Source organism: Nonomuraea aridisoli, assembly GCF_003236395.1.
In the GTDB taxonomy this organism is placed as follows: domain Bacteria; phylum Actinomycetota; class Actinomycetes; order Streptosporangiales; family Streptosporangiaceae; genus Nonomuraea; species Nonomuraea aridisoli.
Genome location: NZ_POUD01000313.1, coordinates 1 through 9,981, shown reverse-complemented (window position 1 = coordinate 9,981; position 9,981 = coordinate 1). Strand labels below are relative to the sequence as shown.

The window sequence follows — 9,981 nt, the reverse complement described above, 5'->3', positions numbered from 1 at the left end:
GACCAGCGCCGCGCCCGAGCCACGCCCAGGGCCCCCAGGCCCGCCGAGAGCAGCGCGATCCCGCCCAGCACCGCCTCGAACAGCTGCCGGTCACCCCCGACCGGCTCCGGCGTCCGCCCCTCGGCGAGCGCCGTCAGGCCGAGCATGATGGCGTACGCGTCGTCGTACAGGGCGGCGCTGTTCGTCATGACGGCGAAGCCGTAGCCGGTCTCGGGGGAGACGGCCTGCGCGGCGGTGTAGGTGAACAGGTTGCCCGAATGCGTGAGCAGCCCGGTGTCCTCGTCCGTCCCCCACCCCATGCCGTACGGGCGCAGCGCGGTGGAGCGGTGCATGGTCTCCAGGCTCTCCCTCTTGACCAGCGGCCGGCCGCCGCCGGTCTGTGTGATCAGCCATCTGCCCATGTCGGCGGCGGTCGTGACGACCCCGCCCGAACCGGCGCCGTCGAGGAAGGCGGGCAGCTCGGCACGCGGCAGCCAGGCGCCGTAGACGGAGTTGTACCCGTCGGCGACGGCGTCGGCGGAGACCGAGCTGGAGGACATGCCGAGCGGGCCGAACACCTTGTCGCGCAGGTACTCCTCGAACATCCGCCCGCTAGCCACCTCCACCAGGCGCGCCGCCAGATCGTAGTTGACGTTGCAGTACTCCCAGCGGGTGCCGGGGTCTGCGGCGAGCCGGGAGTCCGCCAGGCGGGCGGTGTAGTCGGCCAGCGAGGTGGCGCTCTCGGTGGCGCGGATGTCCACGGTGCGGTCCGACAGGCCGGAGGTCTGGTTGAGCAGCTGGCGCACGGTGATCCGGGCCGCCCGCGGGTCCGCCATCGTGAAGCCGGGAAGCTGCTCGGCCACCGGCTCGTCGAGCGCGATCCGGCCGCGTTCGACGAGCGTCATGACGGCCATGGCGGTGAACGACTTGCTCACCGAGGCCACCCGCATGGGGGTGTCGGCGGTGACCGGCCTGCCGCCGGAATCATGGCCGTACCCGGCCGCGTGCACCACCTCGCCGTCGTGCGTGACGACCACGGAAAGGCCCGGCAGTCCCGTCGCCTCCATCGCCTCGCGCACGTAGGCGTCGAAGTCGGCGGGCGAGGGTTGCAGCGTCAGCGCGGCGGACAAACCGAGCACAAGAGACTTCAAGGATTTCTCCGTTCATGGGTGATATCGGAGAAACCTAGGGACTCTGGGTGCCGCCACGGATGAGCCGTCCGTCAGGTCACGACCCTGACGAAAGTCAGGGCTCGGGCAGCAGGCTCGGGAAGGGTTTCTGCACCTGCTGGTAGATCACCGACGTGCGGAACCCGACGATCTCCTTGCGCTTGCTCAACCGGTCGAGCAGGAACGCGTGCAGGTGGTCGAGGTCCTGCACGGCGACGTGCAGCAGGAAGTCGTCCCCGCCCGCCAGCACGAACACGCTGAGCACCTCGGGCATCTCGGCAGCCGACGCCTTGAAGGCGTTGATCACCTCCCGGCTCAGCGGCCGCACCTGCACCGCGACCATGGCCTGCACGCCGCGGTTGAGCGCGGCCGGGTCGATGTCGGCGTGGTAGCCGCGGATCACGCCGCGCCGGGTGAGCGCCCTGACCCGTTCGAGACACGTGGAGGGCGCGACGCCGAGCTGCCGGGCGAGCTCCCGGTTGGACTGCCGCGCATCTGTCTGGAGCAACCGCACGATCGCCGAATCAAGTTCGTCCATGACGCCAGCATGGCAGGCGATTCCGGTCAGATGTTCGGCAAGCCGCCATTCAGCCGAACAAATGAACTAACTTCGGCGCCATGAGCGGACGTATGGGAACGGCGCAGGGCGCGGCGCTGCTGGTGGGCGCGGTGCTGGGGCCGGGGATGCTGGTGCTGCCGCACCTCGCCGCCGACGCGGCGGGGCCGGCGTCCGTGCTGGCGTGGGCGGGCATGCTGGCGCTGAGCGTCCCCGTCGCGCTGACGTTCGCCGCGCTCGGCGCGCGCTACCCGGGCGGCGGGGGAGTGGCCGCCGTGGTCGGGCTCGCGTTCGGCCGGCACGCCGCCGCGGTGGCCGGATGGTGGTTCTTCGGCGCGGTGCCGATCGGCACCGTCGCCGGGGTGCTCGTGGGCGGCGCGTACGTCGAGGCCAGCCTCGGTGTGGACGCCACCCTGGCCGCCTGCCTGATCCTGGCGGCCGCGTTCGCCGCCAACACCGCCGGCCTGCGCACGTCCGGACGGCTGCAGATCGGCCTCGTCGCCCTGCTGGTCGCGCTGCTGGCCACCGCCGTGCTCACCGCCGCCCCGCACGCCGACGCCGTCCGCTTCACCCCCTTCGCCCCGTACGGCGCCGCGGGCGTGGCCGGGGCGGCCGGGGTGCTCATGTTCGCGTTCGTGGGCTGGGAGGCGGCCAGCCACCTGTCGGGCGAGTTCGCCGACCGGCGCAGGGGCCCGCTCCGCGCCACCGTGGTGACCCTCGTCGTGATCGGCCTGCTGTACGCGGGCGTCTCGGTCACCTCCGTCGGCGTGCTCGGCGCCGACATGCCGGACGTGCCGCTCACCGCCCTGCTGGAGATCGGCGTCGGCCCGGTGGCGCGGCCGGTGACCGGGGTGGTGGCGGTGCTGCTGACGTTCGGGGCGGTCAACACCTACCTGGCCGGGGCCGGGCGGCTCGGCGCGGCGCTGGCCCGCGACCGGGCCCTGCCCGGCTGGTTCGCGAAGGGCGGGGCGCCGGGGGAGACGCCGTACCGGAGCCTCGGGCTGCTCGCCGTGCTATCCGTGCCCGTGCTGGTGGCGGGCCAGGACCTCGACCTGCTCATGCGGGCGACCTCGGCGTGCCTGGCCGCGGTCACGACGGCGGGCGTGGCGGCGGCGACGCGGATGTTGCCCGCGGGCCGCCACCGGGTCACCGCCGTGGTGGGCACCGTGATGTCGCTCGTCGGGCTGGCGTTCTGCGGGGGCTACCTGGCGGTACCCGCGGCGCTGGCGGTCGTCGCGCTGCTCGTCCTCAAGGCCAACGCTCGCCGTTCCTACAAAATCGGGCTATAAACGGCGCAGGACGTCGTGACGCGGGCAGTACTCCTACCACAAGACGGCGCAACGTCGGGAGAGTGCCATGACCGAGCAGAAGACCGCGCAGGCCAGGACCGAGCTCAAGGCGGAGCAGGCCGGGTACGCGGAGTCCAGGGAGGTCGGCGAGCAGGCGCGCGAGAAGGAGTGGACGCGCCCCAGCTTCGGCAGGCAGTTGTTCCTCGGTGACTTCCGGCTCGACCTCGTGCACCCCGTCCCCGTCCTGTCGGACGAGGCGGCGCGGCGGGGCGAGGAGTTCGTCCGGGCGCTGCGCCGCTTCCTCGACACGCAGGTCGATCCCGCCCTCATCGAGCGCACCGCGCAGATCCCCGACGAGGTGGTGAAGGGCCTGGCGCAGCTCGGCGCGTTCGGGATCACCATCAAGCGCGAGTACGGCGGGCTCGGCCTGCCCTACCTGTACTACTGCCGCGCCCTCATGCTCGTCGGCTCCTACAGCCCGGCCGTGGCGACGCTGCTGTCGGCGCACCAGTCGATCGGCGTGCCGCAGCCGCTCAAGCTGTTCGGCTCCGAGGAGCAGAAGCGGGAGTTCCTGCCGAGATGCGCGCGGGGCGAGATCTCGGCGTTCCTGCTGACCGAGCCCGACGTCGGCTCCGACCCGGCGAGGCTGTCCACCACCGCCGTCCGCGACGGCGACGACTACGTGCTCGACGGCGTCAAGCTGTGGACGACGAACGGCGTCATCGCCGACCTGCTCGTGGTCATGGCGCGGACCGGCAAGAAGATCAGCGCGTTCGTCGTCGAGGCCGACTCTCCCGGCATCACGGTCAGGCGGCGCAACGCGTTCATGGGCCTGCGCGGCATCGAGAACGGCGTCACCGAGTTCCGCCAGGTCAGGGTCCCGGCCAAGAACCTCATCGGCAAGGAGGGCCAGGGCCTGAAGATCGCGCTGACCACGCTCAACACCGGCCGCCTGTCCCTGCCCGCCACCTGCGCCGGCAACACCAAGTGGGCGCTGAAGGTCGCCCGCGAGTGGGGCAACGAGCGGGTCCAGTGGGGACGCAAGGTCGGCCGGCACGAGGCCGTGGCGACGAAGATCGCGTTCATCGCGGCCACCGCGTACGCGCTGGAGGCCGTCATGGAGCTCACCGCCCGCCTGGCCGACGACCGGCGCAACGACATCAGGATCGAGGCCGCCCTGGCCAAGCTGTACGCCTCCGAGATGTCGTACCGGGCGCTGGACGAGCTGGTGCAGATGCGCGGCGGGCGCGGCTTCGAGACCGCCGAGTCGCTCGTGGCGCGCGGCGAGCGCGGGGTGCCGGCCGAGCAGATGTTGCGCGACTCCCGCATCAACCGCATCTTCGAGGGCTCCTCGGAGATCATGCATCTGATGATCACCCGGGAGGCCGTGGACGCCCACCTGTCGGCCGCCGGCGAGCTGATCAACCCGGACGCCTCCCGCGCCGAGCGCGCCCAGGCCCTGCGCCGGGCGAGCGCCTTCTACGCGAAGTGGCTGCCCACGCTGGTGGCCGGCACCGGCAACCTGCCCACCTCGTACGGCGACTTCGGCCCCCTCGCCGGTCACCTGCGTTTCGTGGAACGTACCAGCAGGAAGCTCGCACGCTCCACCTTCTACGGCATGTCCCGCTGGCAGGGCGCGCTGGAGCACAAGCAGTCGTTCCTCGGCCGGATCGTCGACATCGGGGCCGAGCTGTTCGCCATGACGGCCGTCTGCGTCAAGGCCGCCGAGGACTCCAAGGACCTCGGGCGCCGGCCGTACGAGCTGGCCGACACCTTCTGCCACCAGGCCAGGCGGCGCGTGGACGGCCTCTTCGAACGGCTCTGGGACAACAGCGACAGCCAGGACGCCCGCCTCGCCGGCTACGTGCTCGACGGCCGCTACACGTTCGTGGAGGAGGGGATCCTCGACCCGTCGATCGACGGCCCGTGGATCGGCGCGCCGGAGGGCGGGGAGAACGTCCGCCGTCAGATCATCTGACTCGCGGTCTAGACCGGTCGTGAGGATTCTTCACCCTTAGTGTTGCCAAACCGAGACGAGCCGGTATAGACCGCCTGCTGAATCGGGGCTTACGCTGACGCAAACGCGAGCGAGCCGTGTGTTCGCGCGCCCCCATCCCCCAGGGCGGGGCCGCTGGCTGGTACGGACCAGCGTCCCGCCCGACGAGAAGGCGGTATCTCCAGTGAACATGAAGCTTGTGGGCGGCGCCGCTCTCGGCCTTGCCACGGTGCTGGCCCTGTCCAGCTGCGGCTCGGGCGGCTCTGGCGGCTCGGGAGGCGACAGCCAGGCGGCCGGCGACGGCACGGTCACGCTGAAGATGGTCGCGGCCGACTACGGCGACGGCCCCGGCAAGCCCAACTCGGGCGAGACGTTCTGGAAGGGCGTCGTCGACCAGTTCCAGGCGGCCAACCCGAACATCAAGGTCGACGTCCAGGTCATCAACTGGAACGACATCGACAAGCAGGTCGCCACCATGATCCAGAACGGTCAGGCGCCCGACATCCTGCAGACCGGCGACTACTCCGGCTTCGTCCAGGACGGCCTGCTCCACAAGGTCGACGAGGTCCTGTCGCCGAACGTCTCCGGCGACCTGCTGCAGAAGTTCGCCGACTTCGGCAAGGTCGACGGCACCGCGTACGGCATCCCGTTCGTCTCCTCGGCCCGCGCCCTGTTCTACAACAAGGACCTGTTCAGCAAGGCCGGCGTCGCCGAGCCGCCGAAGACCTGGGACGAGCTCAAGGCCGCCGCGCAGAAGCTCAAGGACGCCGGCGTGACGCAGCCGTTCGGTCTGCCGCTGGGCCAGGAGGAGGCCCAGGCCGAGTCGTTCCTGTGGATGCTCGGCAACGGGGGCGGCTACAAGGACGCCTCCGGCAAGTGGACGATCGACTCGCCGCAGAACGTCGAGACCTTCACGTACCTGAAGGGCCTGGTAGACGCCGGTCTGACCACCCCCAACCCGGGTACCAAGGACCGCAAGACGGTCTGGGAGGACTTCGGCGCCGGCAAGGTCGGCATGGTCAACGGCGGCCCCATGTCCATCCCGATCTTCGACGCGGCCGGGCTGGAGAACTACGGCATCGTGCCGATCCCCGGCAAGAGCGGCCCGCTCGACACCACGCTCGGCGTCATGGACTGGATCATGGCGTTCAACCAGAACGGCCACGCCGCCGAGATCAAGAAGTTCTTCGACTTCTTCTACACCGGCGACGCCGCGCAGAAGATCTCCGACACCTACAAGCTCCTGCCCGTCACCAACGGCGGCATCGAGAAGCTGTCGGGCGACGAGAAGCTCAAGCCGTTCCTCGACGCGCTGCCCAACGCCAGCTTCTACCCGTTCCAGGACCAGGCATGGCCGGCCGTGAGCCAGGCGGTCAAGCAGACCATCGGCGGGGCCGTCGAGGACGACCCGGCCGCCGTCCTCGGAGAGCTGCAGAAGACCGCCGAATCGGCGGCGAGCTGATCCATCGGGACCCCGGTACGGCCGGCGCCCTCCGAGGGCCGGCCGTACCGTCCCTCGAAAGGTGTCTGATGTGAGAAGGTTGCGCGCCCTCGAACCCCTCGCCTGGGTCGGGCCCGCCATCGTGCTGATCGCCGTGGTCGTGATCTGGCCCGTGATCGAGATGGTCAGGTCCTCGTTCCTGGAGATCAGCCGGTTCGGCGTGGTACGCGGGTGGGCCGGCTTCGCCAACTACGACGAGCTCTTCGCCGAGAAGGACTTCGCGGACATCATGGTCCGCAGCGTGATCTGGGTGGTCGCGGTCGTCGTGCTCACCGTGGTGGTCTCGCTGGCCCTCGCCCAGCTGTTCAACCAGCGCTTCCCGCTGCGCAAGGTGGCCCGCTGGGCGCTCATCGCGCCGTGGGCCGCGTCCGTGCTGATGACGGCGATCATCTTCAAGTGGATGCTCGACCCCGAGGTCGGCGTGATCAACCAGATCCGGCTGAAGCTCGGGCTGATCGACGCGATGGGCGGGGCCGCGGCCGACCAGCTCGGCAACGCCTCCACCGCCATGCCGTGGCTGGTGTTCGTGGCCGTCTTCGTGTCGGTGCCCTTCACCACGTACGCGCTGCTTGCCGGTCTCGCGACCATCCCCGCCGACGTGTACGAGGCCGCCAAGATGGACGGCGCGGGTCGCTTCCGTACGTACTGGTCGATCACGCTGCCGCTGCTGCGCCCCGCGCTCACCGTCGCGGCCCTGATCAACATCATGAACGTCTTCAACAGCTTCCCGATCATCTGGGCGATGACCCACGGGCAGCCGGGCTACTCGACCGCCACGTCCACCATCTTCATGTACATCCTCAAGGGCTCCGACATCGGCGAATCGGCCGCCATGTCCGTCATCAACTTCGGCATGGTCATCGTGCTGACCGTGATCTTCCTCAAGGTGTCGCGGTGGAACAAGGAGGTCGCGTGATGGCCGTCGACACGATGCCGGCGAAGGCCCGGCCACGGCCCCAGGCCCGCCCCGACCGTGGCGCGCCGCGCCGGATGCCGAAGCTCAAGACCGTCGTCATCGCGGCCTCCGCGTACGTCATCGCGTTCCTGTTCCTGTTCCCGTACCTGGTCATGTTGCTGACCTCGCTGCGGTCGCAGGAGTCGCTGCGCGACGTGTCGTTCTGGCCTGACGAGTGGGTGTGGTCCAACTTCACCGGCTTCTGGACCAGCGGCCTGGCCGGCAACCTGTGGGTGACGATCAAGGTGGCCGCGGGCTCGACGGTGCTCGTGCTGCTCGTGGCGCTGCCGGCGGCGTACTACTCGGCCCGGCACCGCTTCCGCGGCCGCACGGCGTTCCTCATCCTCGTGCTGATCACCCAGATGTTCCAGCCCACCGCCATGGTGGTCGGCATCTACCGGGAGTTCTTCCAGTTCGGGCTGGTCGACTCGATCTGGTCGCTGATCCTCGTCAACGGCGGGTTCAACCTGGCGTTCGCGGTGTGGATCCTGAACGCCTACTTCTCCTCGATCCCGCGCGAGCTGGAGGAGGCCGCCTTCATCGACGGCAACGGCCGCTTCGGCGCGTTGTTCCGCATCACCCTGCCGCTGGCCATGCCGGGCGTCATCACCGCGCTCATCTTCACGTTCATCGCGGCGTGGAACGAGTTCGTGGTCGCCCTGACGCTCACCACGTCGACCGAGAACCAGCCGCTTCCGGTCGCGCTCAACTCGTTCATCGGGCAGTACCAGGTGGACTGGCAGAACCTGTTCGCCGGCTCCGTGATCGCCACCATCCCGGTGATCATCCTGTTCGCGCTGATCGAGCGGAAGGTCGTCAGCGGCCTGACCGCCGGCTCCATCAAGTAGGCCCGCCCCGACCCGGGGCGGGCGGCTCAGCGCTGCTTCGGCACGCGCGCCACGCAGAGCACCGTCTGCCCGAACGGCACCCGGACGAACCGCTCGATGAGCCGCGTCAGCGGCACCACCGTGCGGTCGTAGATCTTGACCAGCCGCGGGTCGGGGTAGCCCACGCCGCCCCGGCGCACCGCCACCCACCAGGCCAGGCCGCCCAGGAAGTTGATCGGCTTGAGCACCTCGACGTCGAGCCCGGCCTTGGCCACCGTGGCGCGCAGCGTCTTCGGCGTGTAGCGCTGGACGTGGCCGACCTTGCGGTCGAAGTCGCCGTAGAGCTGCATGTAGCCGGGCACCCAGATGATGATGCGGCCGCCCGGCAGGGTGACCCTGGCCAGCGAGCGCAGCGCCTCGGCGTCGTCCTCGATGTGCTCCAGGACGTTCATCATGACGACCGTGTCGACCTTGTCCTCCAGCGGGATGTCGGTCGGCAGGCCGAACTGCAGCACGCTGATGTCGTCGCGGCCGGCGAAGCGCTTCTCCAGCTGCTCGACGCAGTAGGGGTCGAAGTCGCTGACGACGAGCCGGTCGAGCCGCGGCAGGAACTGCTCGGCGAAGTGGCCGAGCCCCGAGCCGATCTCCAGCATCGAACGGCCGACGTGCGGGGCGACCATGTCGAACTCGTACTGCCGGTAATTCCTGGCCTCATCCCCACCCAGGTGGTTCTCCAGGGCCTCGTCACCGGCCGCCGGTTGCACTACACGGTCATACCCAGAAGACATAATCCCGTTCCTTCGAAGGGCTGGCGGATTGCCCGAGTCTAATGCCCCGGGCAGGGGCGAGGCTCACACGATCGGTCAAACACCCTTCCCTGTACGGCCTCCTTTGCGGTGGAATCTGACTCGCCATGGACGACGACGAGGCGATCGCCCGTTCGCTCGACGGTGACTTGGCCGCCTACGAGGTGCTGGTCGCCCGCTACAGCGCGCTCGCGCACCGGACCGCCGCCATGCTGGGCGCCGGCGACGAGGCCGAGGACGTCGTCCAGGAGGCGTTCGTCAAGGCGTACCGCCACCTGGCCACGTTCCGCAGGGACGCGCCGTTCCGGCCGTGGCTGCTGCGCATCGTGGCCAACGAGACGCACAACCTGACCCGTTCCCGTGGCCGCCGTTCGGACCTGACCCTGCGGCTCGGCGCCACCGCCGACCCGGCCGCGCCCGACGACCCGGAGAGCGCGGCCCTGGCCACCGACCGCCGCACCCGCCTTCTGGCCGCCGTACGCGCCCTCCCCGAACGGGAACGTCAGGCGGTCATCTGCCGGTACTTCTTACAACTGTCGGAGGCGGAGACCGCCCAGGTGCTCGACTGGCCCATCGGCACCGTCAAGTCCCGCACCCACCGCGGACTCGCCCGCCTGAGAGAGGAGGTGACCAATGAACTCACCTGACCCCCACGCCGCATCGGAAGACCCGCACGCCACACCGAGCGATCCGCACGACGCATCGGGCGGCCCGCATGCCGCATCGGGCGGCCTGTTCGGCACACCCAGCGACCCGCACGACGCGCCCGATGAACCGTTCGACACGCCAGGCGATCCGTTCGACGCATCCGGCGATCCGCACGACCGCTCAGCGGAGCCGTTCGACGACCTGGAGGCCGAACTGACGGCCCTCGGCGCCCTCATCGACGTCCCCACCCCACCC

Annotated in this window: 9 protein-coding genes and 1 pseudogene; 7 read left to right on the top strand and 3 right to left on the bottom strand. The window is 70.0% G+C overall.

Annotated features, from left to right (window positions below; translation table 11 throughout):
• Both C1J01_RS41750 and C1J01_RS41745 read right to left on the bottom strand, forming a co-directional pair.
• Window positions 1-1,130 (bottom strand): serine hydrolase domain-containing protein (locus C1J01_RS41750; RefSeq protein ID WP_235855021.1); only part of this gene is annotated, 1,130 nt, incomplete at its 3' end.
• 94 nt (window positions 1,131-1,224) lie between these two features.
• Window positions 1,225-1,686, bottom strand: coding sequence for an Lrp/AsnC family transcriptional regulator (locus tag C1J01_RS41745; protein WP_111184576.1), 462 nt, complete (start codon window positions 1,684-1,686; stop codon window positions 1,225-1,227).
• A gap of 80 nt (window positions 1,687-1,766) precedes the next feature.
• Between C1J01_RS41745 and C1J01_RS41740 the strand changes: the two genes are divergently transcribed.
• From C1J01_RS41740 to C1J01_RS41720, 5 genes are all read left to right on the top strand, one after another.
• A complete protein-coding gene (locus C1J01_RS41740; protein ID WP_111184575.1) occupies window positions 1,767-2,993 on the top strand; it encodes an APC family permease in 1,227 nt (408 codons plus the stop codon).
• Window positions 2,994-3,060: 67 nt separating this feature from the next.
• A complete protein-coding gene (locus tag C1J01_RS41735) occupies window positions 3,061-4,971 on the top strand; it encodes an acyl-CoA dehydrogenase family protein (protein WP_111184574.1) in 1,911 nt (636 codons plus the stop codon).
• Window positions 4,972-5,179: 208 nt separating this feature from the next.
• Window positions 5,180-6,451: an extracellular solute-binding protein gene (locus C1J01_RS41730; RefSeq protein WP_111184573.1), complete on the top strand. Its 1,272-nt coding sequence runs from the start codon at window positions 5,180-5,182 to the stop codon at window positions 6,449-6,451.
• Window positions 6,452-6,521: 70 nt separating this feature from the next.
• On the top strand, window positions 6,522-7,406 hold the full coding sequence (locus tag C1J01_RS41725) for a carbohydrate ABC transporter permease (protein WP_235855020.1): 885 nt from the start codon (window positions 6,522-6,524) through the stop codon (window positions 7,404-7,406).
• Window positions 7,406-8,293, top strand: coding sequence for a carbohydrate ABC transporter permease (locus C1J01_RS41720; protein ID WP_235855019.1), 888 nt, complete (start codon window positions 7,406-7,408; stop codon window positions 8,291-8,293). The genes C1J01_RS41725 and C1J01_RS41720 overlap by 1 nt, the downstream gene beginning before the upstream one ends.
• A gap of 26 nt (window positions 8,294-8,319) precedes the next feature.
• Here the strand turns inward: C1J01_RS41720 and C1J01_RS41715 are convergent, their stop codons facing one another.
• Window positions 8,320-9,060 (bottom strand): class I SAM-dependent methyltransferase, encoded by a 741-nt coding sequence (locus tag C1J01_RS41715; RefSeq protein WP_111184571.1) that lies wholly within the window; start codon window positions 9,058-9,060, stop codon window positions 8,320-8,322.
• A 125-nt stretch (window positions 9,061-9,185) separates the two neighbouring features.
• On the opposite strand from C1J01_RS41715, the gene C1J01_RS41710 reads away from it, so the two are divergent.
• Both C1J01_RS41710 and C1J01_RS50560 read left to right on the top strand, forming a co-directional pair.
• Window positions 9,186-9,725: an RNA polymerase sigma factor gene (locus C1J01_RS41710; protein WP_111184570.1), complete on the top strand. Its 540-nt coding sequence runs from the start codon at window positions 9,186-9,188 to the stop codon at window positions 9,723-9,725.
• A pseudogene (locus tag C1J01_RS50560) lies at window positions 9,712-9,981 on the top strand (hypothetical protein); the annotation flags it as partial. The gene C1J01_RS41710 and the pseudogene C1J01_RS50560, both read left to right, overlap by 14 nt.

Bases quoted from the DNA above. Each gene is read 5' to 3' on its own strand.
- C1J01_RS41720 (WP_235855019.1), top strand. From the start codon at position 7,406: ATGGCCGTCGACACGATGCCGGCGAAGGCCCGGCCACGGCCCCAGGCC.
- C1J01_RS41730 (WP_111184573.1), top strand. From the start codon at position 5,180: ATGAAGCTTGTGGGCGGCGCCGCTCTCGGCCTTGCCACGGTGCTGGCC.
- C1J01_RS41740 (WP_111184575.1), top strand. From the start codon at position 1,767: ATGAGCGGACGTATGGGAACGGCGCAGGGCGCGGCGCTGCTGGTGGGC.
- C1J01_RS41710 (WP_111184570.1), top strand. From the start codon at position 9,186: ATGGACGACGACGAGGCGATCGCCCGTTCGCTCGACGGTGACTTGGCC.
- C1J01_RS41735 (WP_111184574.1), top strand. From the start codon at position 3,061: ATGACCGAGCAGAAGACCGCGCAGGCCAGGACCGAGCTCAAGGCGGAG.
- C1J01_RS41745 (WP_111184576.1), bottom strand. From the start codon at position 1,686: ATGGACGAACTTGATTCGGCGATCGTGCGGTTGCTCCAGACAGATGCG.
- C1J01_RS41715 (WP_111184571.1), bottom strand. From the start codon at position 9,060: ATGTCTTCTGGGTATGACCGTGTAGTGCAACCGGCGGCCGGTGACGAG.